Consider the following 22,781-nt stretch of genomic DNA (forward strand, 5'->3'; position numbering starts at 1 on the left):
TTCCGTTGCGCCCGCCCGGCAAGCGCTTCTTTTAACCGCCGCCGCGGCCTCGCCCGCAGCGCGAGTCGATCGACCTCACACCGGCCCTGCAACGCTCTCCGCCAGTTGCCACGATCCCGGCCGCGCGCGCTTGGCGCGGTACATCGCGATATCCGCCGCGCGCAGCAAGCCGCTCGCGTCCGACGCGTGATCGGGATACAGCGCAACGCCGGCACTCATCATGGTGGCCACCACGCGGCCGTCGGACAACTCGATCGACGGCGCCATGCCGGACAAAATCTCGTCGGCGATCCGGCACACGCTGCCCGCTTCAGGCACCGCCGCCAGCATCACCGCAAATTCGTCGCCGCCCAGGCGCGCGACGACATCGGTCTCGCGCACCCGCGTGCGCAACCGCGACGCGATGCCGATCAGCACCGCATCCCCGGCGTCGTGGCCGAGACAATCGTTGATCTCCTTGAAGCGGTCGCAGTCGAGATACAGCACGGCGACCCGCTGCCCGGTCAACGTGGCGTCGCAAAGCGCAAGCGCGAGGCGCGATTCGAACTGCACGCGGTTGGGCAACCCCGTGAGCGCATCATGCGTGGCCTTGTGTTCGAGCGATGCGTTCTCGTCGCGCAGCGTGTTCTGCCAGTCTTCGAATTCGTCGAGCAGCGCGTTGAAGTCGTCGCCGAGCTGGTTCAGTTCGGCGATCGCCGCCGGCTCGACACGCCGCGCGAACGCACGCTCGCGTCGCACCGCATGCGCGACGCCCGCCAGCGCGCGCAGCGGCGACACGATGTTGCGCAGCAGACGCTTCGAGCTGACATACGCACCGAATACGCTGACGGCCAGGCAGCCGAGAATGCCGCCGACGCCCCCGAGCAGGAATCCGAAGAACTGATGCCCGCGGCCACGCACGACGACGTGGCCGACGATGATGCCGTCATGCATCACCGGGACAGTCACCGGCCCCGGCAGCGCCACATCGGCGACGGCGCGCTCGAGCCGCGCGACCCCGTTTCGGGCCGGTAACTGCCACGTGGCGAACAGTTGCCCGTTGCTGTCGGTGACGACCACCTGCGCGACGTCCTCGTCGCCGGCGATCATGCCGATCGCCTCGTTCGCCGCGACGCGATCGCCGAACACGAGGGCCGCCTCGACCGTGTAACCGAGCGAGCGCGCCAGCAGGTTCAGGTTGTTGCCGGCATACGCGCGCAGCGCGATCACTGCGACAACGATCAACGACACGGCGGCCATCGTCACGGCGACGAACGCGAGGCGCAGGTGCGCCCGACGCAACACGCTTTGCAGCGTCGGGCGCGGCAGGCGCGAAGCGGGAACGGGGAGCGCGGAGCGTGTCATGGCGTCACCGGCCGTCGTGCGAGATTGAGAACATTCGGATGCACGCGCACGCCGCTGCGCGCGACGGCATCGAGATTGATGTCGAACGACACGCGGTCGCCGTCGACGTTGAGACAGAACATGCCGCCCGCGGTGCAGGACGGATCGTGTTCCGCGATCGTCAGCACCGGATGGCCGGCCAATGCGGCTCTCACCCGCGCGCGCTCGTCGTTGCTCAACGTGCCGAGATAAACGACGTCGCACGCGATGCCGAGCGACGGATCGTCGAAGCGGACGCGTTGCACGTCGAGCAACGTCGAGCCGGCCTGCAGCGTGTCGGTCAGGCCACGCGCGTAGTCGGGCCGCCCGGTGACGCACAGATGCAGACGAACGGGCGTCGTCGGCCAGCGCGTGAAGCTGATGATGCCGAGCACGACCTGACGCACGGCCGTGTCGTGTGACGACATGCCCGAATCGACGGGGTTCGCGGCGGGGACGATGTGCGCGTTGTCGGGCGGGCCGTCGGCATCGGTCGGTGCCCCGGCGAGTACGGCCGGCGCGGCCCCCAGAACGCAAACGATTGCGAGCAACGCGTGGCGCAGCGAAGTGATCCGGCCGGGCCGGCTCGTGGTCCGTGCGGCGATCTCCGCCGCGCCCGTTGGCGTCGCCGCCGTCGCAAGACAGGCAGCCGCCGCGCACACTTTCGCTTCCATGATGGCAACATCCGCTGGCATCGCTCCGGCGCTGCCTCCTGCCTCCCTCCATGCGCATGCAAGCACCGAATGACGCGCACGATTTCTTCATCTTAGGTAAAAATTCGGATCACCAAGCAGTGGGAAACACCCGAGAAAACGTCGGAAAGTATGCGGATTCGATGCCACCGCCCGGGGAGGCGGCCGAACGCGCGGGCCGACGTCGATTCATCATCGACGTCGACGGATTGATCAGCGGATTAGATGCCGGTGCGCGGCAAACGTCAGACGTTCGTCAACGCTGCGACAGCTCGTGCGTCAGTACGCGGGCCACTCGTCGCCGACCCGGCCGGCAATGCATGTACGCTTACGGCGATCATGAAGCGAGGACCGGCGAGAATATCCGCGAGGCCTGCCGCGATACGTCGGCATGCCGGAGTCGGTCAACTACTGGAACGCCATGAAAGTCGAAAACTCGGAACTCGAAGCCTTCGTCGCCGTTGCGGAACTCGGCACGTTCCATCGCGCGGCGGAAAAGCTGAACCTGACCCAGCCGGGACTGTCGCGCCGCATCCAGAAACTCGAACAGACGCTCGGTGTCGAGTTGTTCCAGCGCACCACCCGCAGCGTGACGCTGACGGGTGTCGGCCGCCAGTTCCTGCCGATGGCGCGCGAGCAGATCGCGCAGCTCGGGATGATGCTGTCGTCGATCCAGGACATCGCGCAAAAGCGATACGGCAAGGTACGGCTCGCGTCGATCCCGACGGTCGTCGCTCAGGCGCTGCCCGACGTGCTGCGTCGCTACGCCGCCAAGTATCCGCACGTCGCCGTGCAGATCCTCGACGGCAATCACGACTTCGTGCTGTCGCAAGTGCGCGCGGGCATCGCCGAATTCGGCGTGAGCCTGCATCCCGGCGACGACGACGATCTCGTGTTCGAGCCGCTCTTCACCGACCGCTACGTGCTCGCGGCCCACGACGCCGATCCGCTGGCGCACGCCGACGCCGTCACGCTCGGTGAACTGCGGCACGCCAAGCTGATCATCGGCGGTCGCGACAGCGGCAATCGCCTGCTGCTCGAAATGCTGATGGGCCAGGAAGCGGTACGAACCCGCTGGTTCTATGAGGTCGAGCACATCTCGTGCGTTGCCGCACTGGTAGCGGCCGGGGTCGGTTGCGCGATCCTGCCGGAGAGTGCGCTGCGTGCTTACGGTTCGCCCGCGGTACGCACGGTGCCGATCGCGAGCCCGACGATCGAGCGCCGGGTCGGCATCGTGCGGCATCGCGCCATCTCGATGTCCAGCTTCGCGAGCGACCTCCTTGCGCTGGTGCAGGCGTCGTTCGCATAACGCCGCGGGCCACACGACGGCGCGACAGCGCCCGCATTGATGCCGGTTTCGCATGAATCGCGAGCCGAACGGCATTGGACTCGCGAAAAATGGCTGGAGACGATGGTGGCGAACATGAACGACGGAAACGGGCGCGGCCCGGCTCCGCGCGGATTCTGGAGGAACCACCATGCATTTCGACGTGATCCTGCGTCGCGGCGAGCTGATCGACGGCACCGGGGCCGCACGCTTCGAGGCCGATCTCGGCGTAACGGGCGAGCGCATCGCCGCGATCGGCGATCTGGGCGGCGCGACGGCCTCGCACACGCTCGATGCGGGCGGCCTCGTCGTCGCGCCGGGTTTCATCGACAGTCACACGCACGATGACGCATTCGTGCTGACCGATCCCGACGTCGAGCCGAAGGTTGCGCAGGGTATCACCACGGTGATCGCCGGCAATTGCGGAATCAGTCTCGCCCCGCTGCTCGCCAACCGCGAGGTGCCGCAGCCGCTCGACCTGCTGGGCGCGTGGCAGGCATTCCGCTTCCCGTCCTTTCGCGCCTATCTCGACGCGCTCGACGCGACGCCCGCCGCCGTCAATACAGCGGCCCTGATCGGCCACTCGACGCTGCGCGTGCGGCACATGGCCGATCTCGACCGCGCGGCCAGCGCAACCGAAATCGCGGCGATGGCAGCCGACGTACGCGAAGCGATGGCGGCCGGTGCGTTCGGCGTCTCGTCGGGCACCTTCTATCCGCCCGCGGCAGGCGCGCCGACGGAAGAACTGATCGACGTGTGCGCGCCGCTGCGCGAGACGGGCGGCGTATTCGCGACGCACCTGCGCGACGAAACCGATGCGATCATCGCATCGCTCGACGAAGCGTTCTCGATCGGCCGCGCGCTCGACGTGCGCGTCGTGCTGTCGCATCACAAGGTGGCCGGCAAGGCCAACCACGGCCGCTCGGTCGAAACGCTCGCGCATATCGACGCGCGGCGCAAGCTGCAACCGCTGTGTCTCGACTGTCATCCGTATCCGGCCACGTCGACGATGCTGCGCGCGGATCGCGTCCGTCAGTCGTCCCGCGTGATTCTCGGCTGGTCGAAGCCGCATCCCGAACTCGCGGGCCGCGATTTCCACGAACTGCTGCCGCTGTTCGGCAATTCGGTGGACGCCACAATCGACGCGCTACGCCCCGCCGGCGCGATTTACTTCGTCATGGACGAGGCGGATGTCGAGCGCATCATTCGGCACGAGCTGACGATGGTCGGCTCGGATGGACTGCCCAACGACAAGCGCCCCCATCCGCGGTTGTGGGGCACGTTCCCGCGAGTGCTCGGCGAATTCTCCCGCGAGCGCGGCCTGTTCCCGCTGGAAACCGCCGTGCGCAAGATGACGGGCCTCACAGCCGAGCAGTTCGGCATCGCACGGCGCGGACGGCTCGCGGTCGGTCACTACGCCGATCTCGTCGTGTTCGATCCGGCACGCGTGATCGATCGCGCGACGTTCGCGAGCCCGACGCTACGCCCCGAAGGCATCGAACACGTCTTCGTCAACGGACGGGCCGTGCTCGAACATGGCCGTCACACCGGCGCGCGTCCCGGCCGGGCGCTGCGCCGCGACGTCCAGGATCGCCTGGCGGCGACGCGCGCTCGCGCGATCGCGACAACCGGCCCCGAGTCAACCTGCACGGAGTCACCATGACGAATCCCAACGGCGCCGCCACGCCGCGCGGCTTGCACCGCGGCTCGAGGCCGCACGCCGAATCCGCCACGCCCGGGCTCGACGCACTTTATGCGCGCCTGAGCCGACGCATCGTTCCGCTGATCCTGGTCTGCTATTTCTTCGGCTATCTCGACCGTGTCAACGTCGGCTTCGCGAAGCTGCAGATGGTGACCGACCTGCATCTCACCGACGCGGCCTACGGCGTCGGCGCGGGCCTGTTCTTCGTCGGCTACCTGCTGCTGCAGGTGCCGGCCGGCTGGCTCGTGCGGCGGATCGGCGTGAAGCGCTGTCTCGCCGGCTCGATGCTGACGTGGGGCGTCGTGTCGGTCGCCACGCTCGCGACCCGCGACACCGCGAGCTTCTATGCGTTGCGCTTCCTGCTCGGCGTGACCGAAGCAAGCTTCTTTCCGGCCGTGATCGCGTACTTCAGCGTGTGGTTTCCGTCGCACCGGCTCGCGAAGGTCATGGCGTTCCTGTTTCTCGCGATGCCGCTCGGCGTGATCGTCGGCGGCCCGCTGTCCGGCTGGATCATGGACGCCACGCACGGCGACTTCGGGTTGCGCGGCTGGCAGTGGATGTTCCTGATCGAAGGCCTGCCCGCCATCGTGCTTGGCGGCTATCTGCTCGCCCGCGTGACGGAACGGATCGACGACGCAGCCTGGCTGACCGATACGGAAAAACGGATGATCCACGCGGAAATGGCTCAGGAAGCGGCCGGCAAGCGTACCCGGCTCGGCGCTGCGCTGCGCGAGCCGACCCTGTGGCTGCTGTTCGCGACGTCATTCCTCTACAACGTCGGCAACTACGGGCTCGTGTTCTGGATGCCGACGATGGTCAAGGCGCTCGGATCGCCGAGCAACCTCGAAATCGGGCTGGTCAGCGCCTTCCCGTATCTGGTCGCGTCGGTCGCCATGGTCGCGAACGCGCAGCATTCGGTGCGAACCGGCGAGCGCCGCTGGCATACGGCGCTGCCGGTCGCGCTCGGCGGCGTTGCGTTGCTCGCGAGCCTCGGAATGCGCGCGCATCCCGTGCTTGCGGTCGCGTGCCTGACCGCGGGTGTGGCCGGCATCATGAGCACGCTCGCGATGTTCTGGAGCCTGCCGTCGCGGATTCTCGCGGGCGAAGCGGCCGCGGGCGGCGCCGGGCTCGTCAATATCGGCGCGGCCGTCGCGGGATTCGTCGGGCCGACGCTGATGGGCTATGCAGCGGGATTGACCGGCAGCACCGAACTCGGTGTCGCGCTGCTCGCCTTCACGCTGTTCGCCGCCGCCGCGCTGATCCTGGCGATTCCGCGTCGGCTCATGGTGCGCTCATGAGCGCGGCGCCTTCGATGCGCAGTGCGCTGGCATTGGCGGCGGGCGTGCGCAGCGGGCGGGTGAGCGCGGAGTCGCTCGTGCAAACCGTGCTCGCCGACATCGCCGCGCGCGATGACGCGATCAATGCCTGCGCACGCACTTTCGACGAACGGGCACGGCGCGACGCGCTGCGCGTCGACCGCCTCGTGCGGGACGGGGACGACCCGGGCCCCTTGGCAGGCGTGCCGTTCCTCGTGAAGTGGAATGTCGACGTGGCGGGCTACCCGACGGTCGCGGGATCGCCCGCGCGCGCCGCGTTGCCACCCGCCAGCGCCGACGCGGCAACGGTCGCACGATTGCGTGCGGCCGGCGCGGTCCCGATCGGCGCAACCCACATGGACGAACTCGCATGCGGCGCCACCGGCGTGAATCCGCACTACGGCGCGGTGCACCTGCCGGCCGACCCGACGCGCATGACGGGCGGCTCGTCGAGCGGCTCCGCCGCCGCGGTTGCCGCCGGATACGTGCCGCTCGCGCTAGGCAGCGATACGAACGGATCGATTCGCGCGCCGGCGGCGCTGTGCGGCGTATGGGGATTCCGCCCCGGCGACGGGCGGCTGTCGCGGACCGGCTGCCTGCCGTATGCCGCATCGCTCGATACCGTCGGCGGGTTCGCGAACGATATCGACGATCTCGCGGTGCTGTACGACACGCTGTGCGAAGCCCATGCGCCGCGCTCGAAGCCGGTGCGCGATCCGGGCGTGCCGCTACGCGTCGCCGTGCTGACTGACGATTTCGAAACACATGCCGATGCGGATGCGCAACGCGCCGTCCGGCGCGTGGCCGCCTGCCTGCGGGCGCGCGAATCGGTGTCTGTCGGCAGCGACGAAGTTGCGAACGTGCGCGAAGCGGCGCTCGTGATCTCGAATGTGGAGCTGGCACGCGCCCATAGCGGGTTGCTCGACGGGCCGGCGGCACTCGTATCCGAACACCTGCGCTCGCGCATCGGAATCGGCCTCGCCGTCCCCGGCGCCGTGTATCGCGAGGCGCTCGCCTGCCGTGCCGCGTGGCGCACGCGCCTCGAAGCGCTGTTCGCGTGCTACGACGTCCTGCTGGCCGCTGCGACGCCGTGCGCGGCGCCGCACTTCGCCGACGCAACCGTCGATATCAACGGCGTCGCGCTCGCCCCCGCGAAGGCGCTCGGCCTGCTCACGCAACCGATTTCATTCGCGGGGCTGCCGGTCGTCAGCGCACCGTGCTTCGCGTCGGGTGAACTGCCGGTCGGCGTGCAGTTGATCGGCTCGCCCAGCGACGACACCGCGTGCTTCGTCGCCGCGCGGCAATTCTCGGCCGCATGGCGCGCGATGATTCGTTAGCCGGGCCCCGGTACGGCATGCCCCGTGCGAAGCGCCTGATCGTGCGAAACAATCCCCGCCGCGCATGCTGCGCGTCGCCGCGACTGTCTTTCGCGTGCTATGTCAACGCCGACAAATCGAACGGCGTCTCCCGCAACCGCGTGCCCGTCAGCCTGAACACCGCATTCGCGATCGCAGGCGTCACCGCGGGGCTCGACAGTTCCCCCACCCCGCCCGGCTTCGCCGGATCGCCCTGCACGACATGGATGTCGGTGTCGGGCATGTCGCGCATCCGCATCACGCGATACGTATCGAAATTCGACTGCTGCACGCGGCCGTGCTTGAAATCGATGCGATCGGCGGTTGCATGGCCGAGCCCCCACATCAGCCCGCCGTACAGTTGCTCGTCGACGCCCGACGGCGACACCGCGATCCCGCAATCGGCCACGCACGTGAGCTTCTCCACCTTCACCGCGCCGTCCTGGCGCACGACCCGCGCGACCACCGCGACATAGCTGTCGTACGCCTGGTTCGTCGCCACGCCGAGCGCGACGCCGTCCGGCAGCGGCTGCCCCCAGCCGGCACGCCGCGCGGCCTCCCGCAGCACGGCCGCATGACGTGGCCGGTCATGCATGTGCGCGAGCCGGAATTCGACCGGGTCGCGCTTCGCCGCATGCGCGGCTTCGTCCATCACCGATTCGACGGCGAATACGTTGGGGATGTAGCTCACCGCGCGAAACCAGCCGGTCGGCACGCCCGTCTCCATGCGGATCCAGCCGATATCGCGATGCGGCGCACGGTACGCGAACTCCCATTTGGTGAGCGCTTCGGTCGTGCTGAAATCCATCCGGTCGGTGCGCTCGAGATAACCGGGCTCCCACTGCTGCGGCGACGCGGGCATCACGCCACGCAGCCACAGCGACGCGAGATTGCCCTGCGCATCGAGCACCGCACGCGCACGGTGGTGGCTCGCCGCGTGATAGAACAACGCGCGCATCTCGTCCTCGCGGCTGTTCATCAGCTTCACGGGCTTGCCCGTCTTCACCGCGAGCCACGTCGCCTCGAACAGCCAGTACTTCGCTTCGCGCGCGCCGAAACTGCCGCCCGACACGAGCTCGTGCAACGTCACGCGATGTGCGGGAATGCCGCCGATCACGTCGGCCGCTTCCATCGCGGTGGACGGCACCTGCAGCCCGCCCCAGTATTCGATGCCGCCGTCGTGCGCCCACACGGTGAGGTTGATCGGTTCCAGCGGATTCGCGGCCTTGTGCGGCATCGAATACGACGCTTCGATCGTGCGTGCGCCGGGCGCTTTCGCATGCGCGGGATCGCCGTCGGCGATCGTCGGTACGACGCGCGCGGTCGGATCGTCGATCCACGCCGCCTGACGCGCGGCGAGCGTGCCGCTGTCGAACGTCTCGAACAGGCTGTCCTCCCATTCGATCGTCAACGCGGCCTGTCCCTTGTGGGCCGACCAGTAATCGTCCGCGAGCACCGCGACGCCGGCCTGGTTGCCGCCGAGCACGTCGGGGCGCGGCGGAATCTGCAATACCTCGCGCACGCCGGGAATCGCCAGCGCGGCCTTCGCGTCGACGCTGCGCACGCGGCCGTCGATCACCGGCGCGCGCGTGACGACCGCCACCCGCATCCCGGGCAGCGACACGTCGATGCTGTACGGAAACGAACCATCGGCCTTCTGCGCGGCGCCGCGCTTGCTGCGCAGCTTGCCGATGTAGCGGAACTGCGCGGGGTCCTTCAGCGCGAACTGCGTCGGTGCGGGCAGTTGCGCGGCGGCCTGCGCAAGCGACCCGTATGTCGCACGGCGCCCGCTCGCCGCATGCAGCACGGCGCCATCGGCCGTCGTGCACGTCGAGGCGGGCACGCTCCATTGCCGCGCCGCCGCGGCCACCAGCATCGCCCGCGCAGTCGCACCCGCGCGACGCAACCGCTCGTATTCCATCGCGACGCTCGTGCTGCCGCCGGTCGAGAACACCTTCCACAGCGGATGGATGTAGTCGGCGAAGAACGGATCTTCCGGCGTGATCACGTCGACGCGAAACGGATCGACGTCGAGTTCCTCCGCCACCACCGCCGCGAGCGCGGTACGCGTGCCGGTGCCCGAATCGTGCTTGTGCACGACCAGCTTGATCGTGTCGTCGGGCAGCACGCGCACCCATGCGTTCGGTTCGAATTCGCCCGCGGACGGATGCGGATCGCCGCTCGCACGCTTGCCCGCGGCGGCCGCATCGGGCATCCGGAAACCGATCGCGATGCCGGCGGCGAACAGCGCGGAAGTCTGTCTGAGAAAGCGACGACGCGGCGTGTCGTCGGTGCTCGGTGCATCCGTTGCGTGATCGTCGCGCATGTCACGCCTCCTTCACGGGTTCGGCGGCAGCCTCCAACGCCGGATCGCCGGCGGCCGCACGCCTGATCGCACGGTGAATCCGTGCATAGGTGCCGCAGCGGCAGATGTTGCCCGACATCGCCGACACGATCGCCGCGTCATCCACCGGCTGCCTGCCGTTCAGCAGCGCGGCGGCCTGCATCAGCTGCCCTGGCTGGCAATAGCCGCATTGCGGCACGTCCTCCGCCACCCATGCAAGCTGCAGCGGATGGCGCCCGTCCGGCGACAGCCCTTCGATCGTCGTCACGTGCCGCCCGTTCGCGGCGACAGCGGGGATCAGGCACGACCGCACGGCCTGCCCTTCGAGATGCACGGTGCACGCGCCGCACAGGCCCTTGCCGCAGCCGAACTTCGTGCCGGTGAGCCTGAGCCGGTCGCGCAGCACCCACAGCAACGGCATGTCGTCCGGTACATCCTCGAGCGAATGGCGTGTATCGTTCACGACGATGTCGATCATGTGCAGTCTCCTGATTCGCATTCATGGGGCGGTGCGCGGTTTCGGAGCATTATCGAAACGCGATGGGCGGCCACGCCAGCGATCATTTCGTCGAATCCCTGTCAGTCGGACTAACAGATGCTCAAGCGATACCCTTCGATCCAGTCGATGCAGGCGTTCCTGCAGGCCGCGCGGGTCGGCAGTTTTTCGAGCGCGGCGCGTCAGCTGGCGCTCACGCACAGCGCGATCAGCCAGCAGATCCGCTCGCTCGAGGAATTCATCGGCCAGCCGCTGTTCGCGCGGGCCGGCGGCCGCGTGATCCTGACCGACGCGGGGACGCTGTTCGCGAACCAGTTGTCGGACGGGCTCGAACAGATCGATCGCGCGCTGTCGTCGGTCAAGGGGCGCACGACCGCGCCGTCGCTCCGGCTCGACGTCGATCCCGAACTGATGCAGGGTTGGCTGCCCGCACGGCTGCCGGAACTGATGCGCACGCTCGGCGGCACGACGCTGACGGTGCTGTCCGCGCCGCGCCACGACCGCGATGCGTTCGATCGTGTCGATATTGCGCTGCGCTATGGCTACGGGGAATGGGAAGGCGTGGACAGCGCATTGGTCTGCCCCGACCGGCTGACCGCGATGGCCGCACCGGCACTGCTCGCCCGCTACGGGCTCGCCGCGCCGCTCGCGCCCGAGCAGGTGCTGGAGCTGCCGCTGCTCGGCTATACGAAGCGTTCGTGGATTCCGTGGCTCGAAGCGGCCGGGCTGGCGCCCGTCGAACCGGAGACGATCGCCGTGTTCGACAACGCGGCCGGGCTCGTCGCGACGCTGGCGTCAGGGTGCGGCGCGGGACTGGTGCGCGGGCTGCTCGCCGCCGATGCATTGCGCGACGGCCGGCTCGTCGAGCTCTGCACGATCGCGATTCCGACCCACTACAACCTCCATGCGATCTGGCCGCGCGAGCGGCACGCACGCGTGAAACCGCTGATCGACGCGATCGGCGCGCTGGTCATGCAATCGCTCGCGCGCTGACCCGCGCGCTTCAGGCGGTGAATTCCGCCGCGACCTCGCGCACGGTATCGAGAAATGCGCCGAGCACCGCCGACGTATCGTCCGCGCGGTAACGCGCCTGCAGCGATACCTCGAGCGCCGGCGGCAACAGCGGCACGAACGCGACGCCGCCCGTCGAGATCTGCCGCGACGACGCCGGCAGCAGCGCGACGCCCAGCCCTTCGCGCACCAGCGACAGCAGCGTGTGCACTTCGACGACCTCGTGCGCGATCCGCGGCGTGAAGCGCGCATCGACGCAACTCTGCTGCAGGAAGCGCGCCAGTTGCGAATGCCGCAGGCCGAACGACACGAACTGCTCGCCGGCCAGCTCGCCGAGCGCGATCGCAGCGCGTGATGCGAGCGGATGGCCTGGCGGCAGCACGGCCACGGCCGTCTCGCGCACGACGATCTCGCTGCGGATCGACGGATCGTCCTGGAACAGCCGGAAGAAGCACACGTCGAGCCGCTTCTCCTTCAGCGCATCGATCTGCGCGGCCGGCGTCATCTCGTGCAGCGACCAGTGCACGTGCGGATGGCGTTCGGCGAACACGCGCAACGCGTGTGGGATCGGCGCGACCATCGCCGAGCTGATGATGCCGACCGCGAGGCGCCCGACTTCGCCACGCCCCGCGCACCGCGTCAGATCGATCGCGCGATCGAACTGCGCGACGATCAGCGGCACCTGTTCCTTCAGTGTTTTCCCTGCCTCCGTGAGTGCGACGCGATGCTGCGAGCGCACGAACAGCGCGGTGCCGAGCTGCTCTTCCAGCAGCCGGATCTGCTGGCTCAGCGGCGGCTGGGAGATATGGAGCCGCGCGGCGGCGCGCCCGAAATGCAGTTCGTCGGCCAGCACCGCGAAGTAACGCAACACACGCATGTCCATATCGCAAACGTATCAAGAGCGTCAGTAAAAAATATTGTACAGAGCACATTCGGCTTGTGACACTCGGTCTCAAGCAGCAGTGCACGCCGCAGTGTGTCACTCGATGCCGGCGAGGGGAAGGCGCGAAAAAAAAGCGCCTTGCAAAGGGCCGCATGAATCCGACCGACAGGTCGCTTCATCGACGTGCCTGCCCGCGACCCGGCAACCGGCTTTTCCGGTTCCTCTCAAGGAGATCGAGTAGATGATCATCGACACCAGCTGTTACCCGACGAATCTCGTCGACCTCGCGTGGCGCCACGACGGCCCGCCGTTCACCGGCGAACGCCTGATCGAGACGATGAACGGCCCGTTCCTCATCAACGGCAAGCCGCGCCGCGTGGACAAGGCGTTCATCCAGCCGCCGCAAGGCAACACCATCTATACGTATACCGACGGCGAAAAATCGGGCACCGAATCGATCGACGCGTACATGGCGTACACGGTCGAGATGGTGCGCCGGCATCCCGACCGCTTCATCGGCTGCTTCGTCTACAACCCGCGCTGCGGCGTGGAGAACGGCGTGAACGCGATCGATCACTACGTGCGCAAGCTCGGCTTCAAGATGGTGCAATTCCAGGCCAACATGCATGCGTATCGGCCCGACCGCGCGCTCGACTGGCTGCGTCCCGCGCTGAAGAAATGCGCGGAACTCGGCGTGCTCGTGAAGCTGCATACCGGCGACGGCCCGTACAGCATCCCGACCGAGTGGGTGCCGATGATCAAGGAATTCCCGACGGTCAATTTCATCATGGCGCACTTCGGTGTGCAGACGGGCGGCGTCTACTGCTTCGAGCCGTTCCAGCTCGCGATGGATCTGCCGAACGTGTATTGCGAATCGGGCTGGTGCCTGCAATCGCGCATCGTCGAATTCGCGAAGGTGCTGCCGAAGCACAAGATCCTGTTCGGCTCCGACACGCCGCCGAACGAACCGGGCATGTGGCTGCGCCTGCTCGAAGTGCTGTGCTTCGACCCGCCGCAAGGGATGAATCTCGACGAGGACACGCTCGAGGATTACCTCGGCAACAACACGGCGCGCATGATCGGCCTCGAACCGACGCCCGCGCCGCGCACCGTCGACGAAGCGAAAGCGTTGCTCGCCGCCTGACGCGCGCCCCTCTCTCCCGATTCCGGAGCATTGCATGATCATCGATACGCACCTGCACCCCACCAACCTCGTCGACGAGGCGTGGCGCCATACCGGCGAACCGTTCACCGGCGAACGCCTGCTGAAGATGATGGACGGCCCGTACATCATCAACGGCAAGCCGCGCCGCATCGACATGGGATTCATCCAGCCGCCGCCCGGCAACACCGGCTATCGCGACGGCAATCGCCGCGGCCGAGACGGCATTCGCGACTACATGGCGTACATCGCCGAACTCACGCAGAAGTACCCCGACCGCTTCATCGGCAACTTCACGTACAACCCGCGCTGGGGCCCGGAAAACGGCGCGGCGGAGCTGGAATTCCACATCAGGGAGTACGGCTTCAAGATGGTGAAGCTGCACGCGAACATGCACGGCTACCGGCCGGACCGCGCGCTCGACTGGCTGCGCCCAGCGATGAAGGTGTGCGCAAAGTACAACACCGTCGTGCTGATCCATACGGGCGACGGGCCATACACGATTCCGACGCAGTTCTACCCGATCATCCGCGAGTTTCCGATGGTGAACTTCATCATCGGTCACTTCGGCATCCAGACGGGCGGCAACTACTCGTTCGAAGCGTTCTGGATGGCGATGGACACGCCGAACGTGTATTGCGAATCGGGCTGGTGCTACCAGTCGCGGATCGTCGAATTCGCGCGCGAGCTGCCGCGCAACAAGATCGTGTTCGGCACCGATTCGCCGCCGAACGAGCCCGGCATGTGGCTGCGCGAGCTGGAAATGCTGTGCGGGCCCGCGCCGCAGGGGATGGATCTCGACGAGGACGGCCTCGAGGACTACATGGGCAACAACATCGCCCGCCTCGTCGGCATCGAGCCGACCAGGCCGCCGAAGGATCTCGACGAAGCACGGAAGCGCCTGACGGCGACCTACGTGTAACGCGCCGGCGCCCGGACCGCGTGCCGCCGTGCACGCGGTCCGGCCTTTTCCCTTCCGCATCCGACGGAGTGCATCATGGCGTCGAGCCTTTTCGCCGAGCAGCAGGATTTTCATCACTTCGCGACCGCCTATCGCGAACGCTTTCCGGACGACGTGCTGACGATCGCGCAGCCGCTGTCCGCCGACCAGGACGTCACCGCCGTCGTCGCGTCGCTCGCCGCGCGCGGCCGGCACGAGATGCTCGTCTGCGAGCGCATCGACGGCCTGTCGACGCCGCTCGTCACCAACGTCTTCGCGTCCCGCACGCGTATCGGCCGGCTGTTCGGCGTCGACGCGAACGGGCTGTTCGACGCGTGGCAGCAGCGCGCGAACGCGCCCGTCGCGCCGGTCGTCGTGCCGCACGGCCCCGTGCTCGATCATGTGGTCGAAGGCGACGCGGTCGATCTCGCGCACCTGCCGATGATCCGCCACTTCGAAACGGATCGCGGGCCATACGTGACCAACGCGGTGATCGTCGCCGAAGATCCGGTGACGGGCATCGCGAACCTGAGCTATCACCGCTCGATGCCGCACGCGCGCAACGCGCTGGCGACGAGCCTGCATTCGCGCGGCCATCTGTGGCGGATGCTGCAAACCGCGAAAGCCCGCGGCGACACGCTGAAAGTCGCGATGGTGATCGGCGCGCATCCGCTCGTCATGCTCGCGGCCGCCGCGCGCGTGCCGTTCGGCGCGGACGAACGCGCGATCGCGGGCGGGCTGTTCGGCGCGCCGTTGCAGCTCGTGCGCACGCCGCGCCACGGCATCGGCGTACCCGCCGCCGCCGAGTTCGTGCTCGAGGGCACGATCGATCCCGATGCGCACGCCGAAGAAGGCCCGTTCGGCGAATTCACCGGCTACTCGTCGGATCGCTCGACCAACAACGTGCTGCGCGTCGACACGATGATGCGGCGCGACGACGCATGGCTCGTCGACGTCGTCGGCGGCCCGTACGCGGAACACCTGACACTCGCGCGGCTGCCGCGCGAAGCCGAGATGAGCGAGAAGCTCAAGGCGCGCTTTCCGGCCGTCACCGCGATCCACTATCCGAATTCCGGCACGCATTTTCACTGCTACGTCGCGCTGAAGCAGTCGCGCGACGGCGAGGCGCGCCAGATCATGCTCGCGTTGCTCGGCTGGGACCCGTACCTGAAGAACGTCGTCGCGGTCGACAGCGACATCGACATCACCGACGACGCGCAGGTGCTGTGGGCGATCGCGACGCACTTCCAGCCGCATCGCGACCTGTTCGTCGTCGACGGGCTGCCCGGCAGCCCGCTCGACCCATCGTCGTCGGCCGACGGCACGACGTCGCGAATGGGCGTCGACGCGACCCGCGGCGCGCGCTTCGACGGCGTGCGCGCCCGGGTCGGCGACGCTGCAATGCAGCGTGCCGCGCACCTCGTCGCGCAACTCGCCGGAGCGCCGCGATGAGCGCGCGGCGGCTCGTGGTCGGCATCAGCGGCGCGTCCGGCTTCGTGTACGGGATACGGCTGCTCGCGCTGCTGCGCGAACTCGACATCGAGACCCACGTGGTCGTGTCCCGCGCCGCCGCGCTGACGATGGCGCACGAGACCGATTTCAAGCTGTCCGACGTCGCCGCGCACGCGAGCGTGCTGTACCGCAACGACGACATCGCTGCGCCGATCGCGAGCGGCTCGTTCCGCACGCTCGGGATGATCGTCGCGCCGTGCTCGATGAAGACGCTCGCCGAGATCGCGAGCGGGCTGTCGGCGGGCCTGATCGCGCGCGCCGCCGACGTCGCGCTCAAGGAGCGCCGCCGGCTCGTGCTGCTCGCACGCGAAACGCCGTACACGCTCACGCACCTGCGCAACATGGCCGCCGCGACCGAGATGGGGGCGATCGTCGCGCCGCCCGTGCCGGCGTTCTATGCGCGTCCCGCGTCCCTCGAGCAGATGATCGACCACACGCTCGGCCGCGTGCTCGACCTGTTCGACCTCGATTCCCGCACCGTCCATCGCTGGAAAGACAGCGAATCACGGCCCCATCCGCAGCCCAACCGACTCAACGGAGACGCGTCATGACCCACATCCATACCACCCACAGCGACGTCCAGAAGATTCCGGTCACCGTGCTGACCGGCTTCCTCGGCGCGGGCAAGACCACGCTGCTGAACCATATCCTGCGCGAGAAACACGGCCGCAAGATCGCGGTGATCGAGAACGAGTTCGGCGAAATCGGCATCGACGGCGGCCTCGTGCTCGAATCGACCGAGGAAATCTACGAGATGACGAACGGCTGCGTGTGCTGCGTGGGCGCGGTGCGCGAGGATCTCGTGCGGATCGTGCGGATGCTGGTCGCCCGGCCCGACCGGCTCGATCACATCATCGTCGAGACGAGCGGGCTCGCCGATCCGTATCCGGTCGCGCAAACCTTCTTTCTCGACGATCCGATCGCGAAGGAAGTCGCGCTCGATGCGGTCGTCACGATGGTCGACGCGAAGCACATTCGCGCGCACCTCGACGATCTCGTGCTCGACGGCCGCGACAACCAGGCGGTCGACCAGATCGTCTGCGCGGACCGCATCGTCATCAACAAGGTCGATCTCGTCGACGCGACGGACGTCGGCGCGCTGACCGCGCGGCTGCGCGAGTTGAACAGCACCGCCGAGATCGTGACGTCGAGCTACGCGCAGGTCGATCTCGATCGCATCCTCGGGATCGGCGCGAACGAATTCGCGCAGATTCTCGTCGAGAGCGACGGACTGGCGGTCGAGGCGCCGCATGCGGACGAACACGAACACACGCATGCGCACGGCCACGACGCACACGGCGATCATCCGCACGACCACCACGACGATCACCACGAACACGACGCAAGCGTGTCTTCGGTCGGCATCGAAGTCGACGCGGACGTCGATCTCGACGCGCTCGAAGCCTGGCTCGGCGAGCTGCGCCGCGCCGACACCGCGAACCTGTTCCGGATGAAGGGCATCCTCGCCGTGCAGGGTCGCGCGCAGCGCTACGTGCTGCAGGGCGTGCACGGCGTGATCGAACTGCGCGCCGCGCAGGCGTGGGGCTGCGAGCCGCGCTCGTCGCGCATCGTTTTCATCGGCCGCGATCTCGATCGCGCCGCGCTGACCGACCGTTTCCATGCCTGTCTCGCCGCGCCGGTCGCGGCCTGACGGGCACGCCAGGCGGGTGCGCCATGCGCCCGCCCGATAACGAACCTCAGGAGACACGCCCATGAACTCTGCTTCACATCCCGTCGATCGGGTCCTGCCGCGCCGCCAGATGCTGACGCTCGGCCTGCAGCACATGCTCGTCGCGTATATCGGCGCGATCGCGGTGCCGCTGATCGTCGCATCGGCCTTGAAGATGTCGCCCGCCGATACGACCGTGCTGATCAGCACCGCGCTGTTCTGTTCCGGCATCTCGACGATCCTGCAAACGGTCGGCGTGTGGAAGCTCGGCGTGCGCTTGCCGATCCTGCAGGGCGTCGCGTTCAGCAGCGTCGGCCCGGTGATCGCGATCGGCCTGACGCCGGGCGTCGGGTTCGCCGGCGTGTGCGGCGCGGTGATCGGCGCGGGCATCATCACGACCTTCGCGGCGCCGCTGGTCGGCCGGCTGCGCCGCCTGTTCCCGCCGGTCGTGACGGGCTGCATCGTCACCGTGATCGGGCTGCAGCTGTTTCCGGTCGCATATCAGTGGGCCGGCGGCGGCGACGCGGCGAAGCTGCAGTTCGGCGAGCTGTCGTTCCTCGCGGTCGCGCTCGTCGTCGCGGTCGTGATCCTCGCGGTCAACCGCTTCGCGAACGCGTTCCTGCGCAACCTGTCGGTGCTGATCGGGCTGGTGGCCGGCAGCCTGCTCGCGATTGCGCTCGGGATGGGCAACTTCACGAACGTCGCGGCCGCGCCGTGGTTCACCGTGCCCTACCCGTTCCATTTCGGCACGCCCGTGTTCGCGATCGTGCCGGTGCTGACGATGGTCGTCGTGATGATCGTGCAGATGGTCGAATCGATGGGCCTGTTCGTCGCGATCGGCGACATCGTCGAGAAACAGGTGAGCGAGGAGGACGTCGTGCGCGGGCTGCGTGCGAACGGCATCGCGAGCGCGATCGCCGGCACGTTCGCCGCGTTTCCGTTCATCGCGTTCATGGAGAACGTCGGGCTCGTGATCCTGACCGGCGTGCGCAGCCGCTGGATCGTCGCGGTCAGCGGCGTGCTGATGTGCGTCGTCGCGCTGGTGCCGAAGATCGGCGCGATCGTCGCGTCGACGCCGTCGGCCGCGCTCGGCGGCGCGGGTATCGCGATGTTCGGCGTGGTCGTCGCGGCCGGCGTGCAGACGCTCGCGAAGGTCGATTTCGAGAACAACCGCTACAACGTGCTGATCGTCGGCTTCACGATCGCGACCGCGCTGATTCCGGTGATGGCGCCGAAGGTGTTCGCGCACATGCCCAACTGGACGCAGCCGTTCCTGCACAGCGGCGTCGTGATCGCCTGCCTCGTGTCGGTGCTGCTCAATGCGTTGCTCAACGGCGTGCCGGCGGCCGCCCCCGTTGAAACGCATGCCCGTGCCGATGCCGCGCCCCGCAGCCCGATGGCGCGCGAGTGCGACTGACCGGCTTCATGCCGCGCGCGGCCTCACGGCGGCGCGCGGCGCACGACAACCCGTGCCCCGACTATCCGAATCCGAGGAGACCCGACCATGAGCGTTCCTTCTTCTTCGCTGCTGATCCGCCACCCGCTCGCGGTCATGAGCGGCCACCCCGGCGACGCCGCGCGGCTCGGCCGGCCCGACCTGCGCATCCGCGACGGCCGGATCGAGACGATCGCACCCGATCTCGCGCCGCTACCCGGCGAGCGCGTGATCGATGCGAGCCATTGCGTCGTCTATCCGGGCTGGATCAACACGCACCATCATCTGTTCCAGAACCTGCTGAAAGGCGTGCCGGCCGGCATCAACGCCGACCTGCAGGCATGGCTTGCCGCCGTCCCGTATCCGCGCGTCGCCCGCTTCACGCCGGAACTCGCGCGCATCGCCGCGCGGCTCGGCTTCGCGGAACTGCTGCTGTCCGGCGTGACGACCTGCGCCGATCATCATTACCTGTACCACGCGGGCGGCACGACCGAGACCGGCGACCTGCTGTTCGACGAAGCCGCCGCCTTCGGCATGCGCTTCGTGCTGTGCCGCGGCGGCGCATTGCAGGCGGCCGGCGATCATCCGGGGTTCGCCGGCACCGCGCTGCAGCCCGAGACGCTCGATCAGATGCTCGCGGATATCGAACGGCTGAAGGCGCGCTATCACGACGCGGGCGCGGCATCGATGCGCCGCGTGGTCGTCGCGCCGACGACGCCGACCTTCTCGCTGCCGCCGGACCTGCTGCCGGAAGTCGCGCGGGCGGCGCGCGGCATGGGTCTGCGGCTGCATTCGCACCTGTCCGAGACGACCCGCTACGTCGATTTCTGCCGCGAGCGCTACGGCAAGCTGCCCGTCGAATTCGTCGCCGAGCGCGAATGGCTCGGCCCGGACGTGTGGTTCGCGCACCTCGTTCATCTTGAGGCGAGCGAGATCGCGATGCTCGCGGACACCGGCACCGGCTGCTCGCACTGCCCCGTCAGCAATGCACGGCTCGGCAGCGGCATCGCGCCCGCGCCGCGCATGGCGGCGACCGGCGTGCCGGTGTCGCTGGGCGTCGACGGCGTCGCGTCGAACGAATCGGGCAGCATGACGCACGAGGCGAATTTCGCGTGGCTCGTGCATCGCGCGGCGCACGGCGCGTCGGCCACCACGATCGAGGACGTGCTGCATTGGGGCACGCAAGGCGGCGCCCGCGTGCTCGGGCTGGATGCGGTCGGCACGCTCGGGGTCGGACAAGCCGCCGATCTCGTGCTGTACGACGTGAGCGGACCGCGCTTCAACGGTTTCCACGACCATGCGATCGCGCCGGTGGCGGCCGGCGAGCCCGCGCCGGTGAAGTACAACATCGTGAACGGTCGGATCGTGGTGGACAACGGCGAGATCCCGGGGCTCGACCTTGCCGCGTTGCGCCGTGCGGCCGTCGCCGCGGTGCGGCAGTTGCTCGACTGAGGGGAGGCCATCCGATGAATCCGCGCATCCGCATCGGCATCCTGACGCCGTCGTCGAACACCGCGCTCGAGCCGCTGACGAGCGCGATCGTCGCCGGCCTGCCACACGTCAGCGTGCATTTCGCGCGCTTCACCGTGACCGAGATCGCGCTCAGCGCGGCCGCGCTCGACCAGTTCGACGCGGCGCACATCCTCGTCGCGGCGCGGCAGCTCGCCGACGCGCGCGTCGACGTGATCGGCTGGAGCGGCACGTCGGCCGGCTGGCTCGGCTTCGAACGCGATGCCGCGCTGTGCCGCGGCATCGAAAAAGCGACCGGCATCCCGGCGACGACGTCGGTGCTCGCGCTGAACGAGTTGCTCGAGCGCACCGGCGTGCGGCGGCTCGGCCTCGTCACGCCGTATCTCGACGACGTGCAGCAACGGATCGTGCGTCAGTATGCGCAGCTCGGCATCGACTGCGTGGCCGAACGGCATCTCGGGCTGCGCGACAACGCCAGCTTCGCGGACGTGCCCGATACGCAGCTCGCGGCGTTGATGCGCAAGACGGCACAGGCGTGGCCGGATGCGGTGGCGACGTTCTGCACGAACCTGCATGCCGCGCATCTGGCCGGGCCGTTCGAACAGGCGACGGGCATCGCGGCTTACGACACGGTGTCGACGGTCGTGTGGAAGGCGTTGCGGATGGCCGGCGTCGATACGGGCGTGCTGGCGCGGTGGGGAAAGCTGTTCTCGATGAGTTGATGCGCATCGCCGCGGCCGCGAGTATGCTTGTGCTTCGCACGCTCTCCAACACGCGGCGGCACGGCGCAAGCGACACCGATGCCCCGCCAACCGCCACTCATCATCGATGGATTTCGACGTCATCGTTCTCGGCGCCGGCATCGTCGGCGTCTCCGCCGCGCTGCACCTGCAGGATCGCGGGCGCAAGGTTGCCCTCGTCGATCGCGGCGCGCCCGGCGAAGGCACGAGCTTCGGCAATGCCGGGCTGATCGAGCGCTCGTCGGTCGAACCGTACCCGTTCCCGCGCAGCCCGTTCACGCTGATGCGCTATGCGCTGAATCGCTCGACCGACCTCTACTGGCACAGCGCGTCGCTGCCCGCGTTCGCGCCGTGGCTCGCGCGGTTCTGGTGGGAATCGGCGCCGCTACGTCACGCGGCGGCCTCGCGCGACATGCTGCCGCTGATCGAACGCTGCATCGTCGAACACGACGCGCTGATCGTCCGGGCCGGCGCCGGCGAACTGATTCGCGCGAACGGCTGGCTGGAAGCGTTCCGCACGCCGGCCGCATTCGAACGCGGCGTGGCCGAGGCCGGCCTCACCGCGCGCCGCCACGGGCTCGGCATCACGCCGCTCGACGCGGCCGCGCTGCTCGCGCATGAACCGAGCCTCGCGGCGGGCTTCTGCGGCGCGCTGCACTGGCTCGACCCGAAAAGCGTCGTCGATCCGGCCGCGCTCGTCAAAGCGTATGCGCAGCTGTTCGCGCGGGGCGGCGGCACGCTGCTGACGGGCGACGCCGCGAGCCTCGACGCGCTGTCACCCGGCTGGCAGGTGAAGACCGGCGACGGCCCGGCGGCCGCGCCGGCCGTCGTCGTCGCGCTCGGCCCGTGGTCCGACACGGTGTTCGGCAAGTTCGGCTACAAGATTCCGCTGCGCGAGAAGCGCGGCTATCACATGCACTACGCGCCGTCCGCGCGCGGCGTGCCGTCGGCGCCGATCGTCGATCGCGAATACGGTTACGTGATCGCGCCGATGCGGCGCGGATTGCGGCTGACGACCGGCGTCGAGATCGCGCGGCGCGGGCTTCCGCCAACGGGCGTGCAGCTCGAACGCGCGGAACGCGTCGCGCGGCCGGTGTTCGGGTTCGGCGAGCGGCTCGACCCGCATCCGTGGCTCGGCTTCCGGCCGTGCACGCCCGACATGCGCCCGGTGATCGGCCCCGCGCCCGCGCATCGCGGGCTGTGGTTCGCGTTCGGCCACAACCATCACGGCCTGACGCTCGGCCCCGTCACCGGCCGCCTGCTCGCCGAGATGATGACCGGCGAGGCGCCGTTCACCGATCCGGCGCCGTATCGCGCGGATCGCTTCTGAGCAAGCGATCCCCCGACGCGCCGCCCCGAATGGCG

19 protein-coding genes are annotated in these 22,781 nt (G+C 68.5%); 14 read left to right on the forward strand and 5 right to left on the reverse strand.

Annotation, left to right across the window (positions count from 1 at the left end):
• Positions 1–75 precede the first annotated feature (75 nt).
• A complete protein-coding gene (locus tag MMB92_RS03680; RefSeq protein ID WP_006484728.1) occupies positions 76–1,344 on the reverse strand; it encodes a diguanylate cyclase in 1,269 nt (422 codons plus the stop codon).
• On the reverse strand, positions 1,341–2,036 hold the full coding sequence (locus tag MMB92_RS03685) for a YfiR family protein (protein WP_058903426.1): 696 nt from the start codon (positions 2,034–2,036) through the stop codon (positions 1,341–1,343). The genes MMB92_RS03680 and MMB92_RS03685 overlap by 4 nt, the downstream gene beginning before the upstream one ends.
• Positions 2,037–2,475: 439 nt before the next feature.
• On the opposite strand from MMB92_RS03685, the gene MMB92_RS03690 reads away from it, so the two are divergent.
• From MMB92_RS03690 to MMB92_RS03705, 4 genes are all read left to right on the forward strand, one after another.
• Positions 2,476–3,363: a LysR family transcriptional regulator gene (locus MMB92_RS03690; RefSeq protein WP_012493516.1), complete on the forward strand. Its 888-nt coding sequence runs from the start codon at positions 2,476–2,478 to the stop codon at positions 3,361–3,363.
• 169 nt (positions 3,364–3,532) lie between these two features.
• A complete protein-coding gene (locus MMB92_RS03695; RefSeq protein WP_277562530.1) occupies positions 3,533–5,044 on the forward strand; it encodes a D-aminoacylase in 1,512 nt (503 codons plus the stop codon).
• Positions 5,041–6,381: an MFS transporter gene (locus MMB92_RS03700; protein ID WP_277562531.1), complete on the forward strand. Its 1,341-nt coding sequence runs from the start codon at positions 5,041–5,043 to the stop codon at positions 6,379–6,381. The genes MMB92_RS03695 and MMB92_RS03700 overlap by 4 nt, the downstream gene beginning before the upstream one ends.
• A gap of 14 nt (positions 6,382–6,395) precedes the next feature.
• The gene (locus MMB92_RS03705) at positions 6,396–7,736 is read left to right on the forward strand and encodes an amidase family protein (RefSeq protein WP_277562548.1); all 1,341 of its coding nucleotides are present in this window, start codon (positions 6,396–6,398) and stop codon (positions 7,734–7,736) included.
• A gap of 97 nt (positions 7,737–7,833) precedes the next feature.
• On the opposite strand, the gene MMB92_RS03710 is transcribed toward MMB92_RS03705, so the two are convergent.
• Entirely contained in the window at positions 7,834–10,080 is a 2,247-nt protein-coding gene (locus MMB92_RS03710) for a molybdopterin cofactor-binding domain-containing protein (RefSeq protein ID WP_277562532.1), read from the reverse strand.
• Between the two features lies 1 nt (position 10,081).
• Positions 10,082–10,576: a (2Fe-2S)-binding protein gene (locus MMB92_RS03715; protein WP_277562533.1), complete on the reverse strand. Its 495-nt coding sequence runs from the start codon at positions 10,574–10,576 to the stop codon at positions 10,082–10,084.
• A gap of 117 nt (positions 10,577–10,693) precedes the next feature.
• Here MMB92_RS03715 and MMB92_RS03720 point away from each other — a divergent pair, with 117 nt between their 5' ends.
• On the forward strand, positions 10,694–11,587 hold the full coding sequence (locus tag MMB92_RS03720; protein WP_006498783.1) for a LysR substrate-binding domain-containing protein: 894 nt from the start codon (positions 10,694–10,696) through the stop codon (positions 11,585–11,587).
• A 10-nt stretch (positions 11,588–11,597) separates the two neighbouring features.
• Here MMB92_RS03720 and MMB92_RS03725 read toward each other — a convergent pair whose 3' ends face one another.
• The gene (locus MMB92_RS03725) at positions 11,598–12,488 is read right to left on the reverse strand and encodes a LysR substrate-binding domain-containing protein (RefSeq protein ID WP_006484720.1); all 891 of its coding nucleotides are present in this window, start codon (positions 12,486–12,488) and stop codon (positions 11,598–11,600) included.
• A gap of 241 nt (positions 12,489–12,729) precedes the next feature.
• Between MMB92_RS03725 and MMB92_RS03730 the strand changes: the two genes are divergently transcribed.
• The 9 genes from MMB92_RS03730 (at position 12,730) to MMB92_RS03770 (ending at position 22,746) form a co-directional block, all read left to right on the forward strand.
• Positions 12,730–13,632 carry an amidohydrolase family protein gene (locus MMB92_RS03730; protein WP_006498781.1) on the forward strand — a complete coding sequence of 301 codons (903 nt, stop codon included), beginning with the start codon at positions 12,730–12,732 and terminating at the stop codon, positions 13,630–13,632.
• A gap of 34 nt (positions 13,633–13,666) precedes the next feature.
• The gene (locus MMB92_RS03735; RefSeq protein ID WP_034202000.1) at positions 13,667–14,572 is read left to right on the forward strand and encodes an amidohydrolase family protein; all 906 of its coding nucleotides are present in this window, start codon (positions 13,667–13,669) and stop codon (positions 14,570–14,572) included.
• Positions 14,573–14,647: 75 nt separating this feature from the next.
• Entirely contained in the window at positions 14,648–16,042 is a 1,395-nt protein-coding gene (locus tag MMB92_RS03740; RefSeq protein WP_048985079.1) for a UbiD family decarboxylase, read from the forward strand.
• Positions 16,039–16,653 carry a UbiX family flavin prenyltransferase gene (locus MMB92_RS03745; RefSeq protein WP_277562534.1) on the forward strand — a complete coding sequence of 205 codons (615 nt, stop codon included), beginning with the start codon at positions 16,039–16,041 and terminating at the stop codon, positions 16,651–16,653. Before MMB92_RS03740 ends, MMB92_RS03745 begins: the two co-directional genes overlap by 4 nt.
• On the forward strand, positions 16,650–17,753 hold the full coding sequence (locus tag MMB92_RS03750; RefSeq protein ID WP_059721871.1) for a GTP-binding protein: 1,104 nt from the start codon (positions 16,650–16,652) through the stop codon (positions 17,751–17,753). The genes MMB92_RS03745 and MMB92_RS03750 overlap by 4 nt, the downstream gene beginning before the upstream one ends.
• 61 nt (positions 17,754–17,814) lie before the next feature.
• Positions 17,815–19,188 carry a nucleobase:cation symporter-2 family protein gene (locus MMB92_RS03755; RefSeq protein ID WP_006484715.1) on the forward strand — a complete coding sequence of 458 codons (1,374 nt, stop codon included), beginning with the start codon at positions 17,815–17,817 and terminating at the stop codon, positions 19,186–19,188.
• Positions 19,189–19,275: 87 nt separating this feature from the next.
• Positions 19,276–20,658, forward strand: coding sequence for an amidohydrolase family protein (locus MMB92_RS03760; RefSeq protein ID WP_058903434.1), 1,383 nt, complete (start codon positions 19,276–19,278; stop codon positions 20,656–20,658).
• Positions 20,659–20,672: 14 nt separating this feature from the next.
• Entirely contained in the window at positions 20,673–21,398 is a 726-nt protein-coding gene (locus MMB92_RS03765; RefSeq protein WP_062884921.1) for an aspartate/glutamate racemase family protein, read from the forward strand.
• A 106-nt stretch (positions 21,399–21,504) separates the two neighbouring features.
• Positions 21,505–22,746: an FAD-binding oxidoreductase gene (locus MMB92_RS03770; RefSeq protein ID WP_062884922.1), complete on the forward strand. Its 1,242-nt coding sequence runs from the start codon at positions 21,505–21,507 to the stop codon at positions 22,744–22,746.
• Positions 22,747–22,781: the final 35 nt, after the last annotated feature.

The sequence above is a fragment of the Burkholderia sp. IO2 genome (genome assembly GCF_029522185.1).
Lineage (GTDB): Bacteria > Pseudomonadota > Gammaproteobacteria > Burkholderiales > Burkholderiaceae > Burkholderia > Burkholderia cenocepacia.

Coding starts and splice junctions, on each gene's coding strand:
- MMB92_RS03680 (WP_006484728.1), bottom strand. CDS start 1,344: ATGACACGCTCCGCGCTCCCCGTTCCCGCTTCGCGCCTGCCGCGCCCG.
- MMB92_RS03685 (WP_058903426.1), bottom strand. CDS start 2,036: ATGGAAGCGAAAGTGTGCGCGGCGGCTGCCTGTCTTGCGACGGCGGCG.
- MMB92_RS03690 (WP_012493516.1), top strand. CDS start 2,476: ATGAAAGTCGAAAACTCGGAACTCGAAGCCTTCGTCGCCGTTGCGGAA.
- MMB92_RS03695 (WP_277562530.1), top strand. CDS start 3,533: ATGCATTTCGACGTGATCCTGCGTCGCGGCGAGCTGATCGACGGCACC.
- MMB92_RS03700 (WP_277562531.1), top strand. CDS start 5,041: ATGACGAATCCCAACGGCGCCGCCACGCCGCGCGGCTTGCACCGCGGC.
- MMB92_RS03705 (WP_277562548.1), top strand. CDS start 6,396: ATGCGCAGTGCGCTGGCATTGGCGGCGGGCGTGCGCAGCGGGCGGGTG.
- MMB92_RS03710 (WP_277562532.1), bottom strand. CDS start 10,080: ATGCGCGACGATCACGCAACGGATGCACCGAGCACCGACGACACGCCG.
- MMB92_RS03715 (WP_277562533.1), bottom strand. CDS start 10,576: ATGATCGACATCGTCGTGAACGATACACGCCATTCGCTCGAGGATGTA.
- MMB92_RS03720 (WP_006498783.1), top strand. CDS start 10,694: ATGCTCAAGCGATACCCTTCGATCCAGTCGATGCAGGCGTTCCTGCAG.
- MMB92_RS03725 (WP_006484720.1), bottom strand. CDS start 12,488: ATGGACATGCGTGTGTTGCGTTACTTCGCGGTGCTGGCCGACGAACTG.
- MMB92_RS03730 (WP_006498781.1), top strand. CDS start 12,730: ATGATCATCGACACCAGCTGTTACCCGACGAATCTCGTCGACCTCGCG.
- MMB92_RS03735 (WP_034202000.1), top strand. CDS start 13,667: ATGATCATCGATACGCACCTGCACCCCACCAACCTCGTCGACGAGGCG.
- MMB92_RS03740 (WP_048985079.1), top strand. CDS start 14,648: ATGGCGTCGAGCCTTTTCGCCGAGCAGCAGGATTTTCATCACTTCGCG.
- MMB92_RS03745 (WP_277562534.1), top strand. CDS start 16,039: ATGAGCGCGCGGCGGCTCGTGGTCGGCATCAGCGGCGCGTCCGGCTTC.
- MMB92_RS03750 (WP_059721871.1), top strand. CDS start 16,650: ATGACCCACATCCATACCACCCACAGCGACGTCCAGAAGATTCCGGTC.
- MMB92_RS03755 (WP_006484715.1), top strand. CDS start 17,815: ATGAACTCTGCTTCACATCCCGTCGATCGGGTCCTGCCGCGCCGCCAG.
- MMB92_RS03760 (WP_058903434.1), top strand. CDS start 19,276: ATGAGCGTTCCTTCTTCTTCGCTGCTGATCCGCCACCCGCTCGCGGTC.
- MMB92_RS03765 (WP_062884921.1), top strand. CDS start 20,673: ATGAATCCGCGCATCCGCATCGGCATCCTGACGCCGTCGTCGAACACC.
- MMB92_RS03770 (WP_062884922.1), top strand. CDS start 21,505: ATGGATTTCGACGTCATCGTTCTCGGCGCCGGCATCGTCGGCGTCTCC.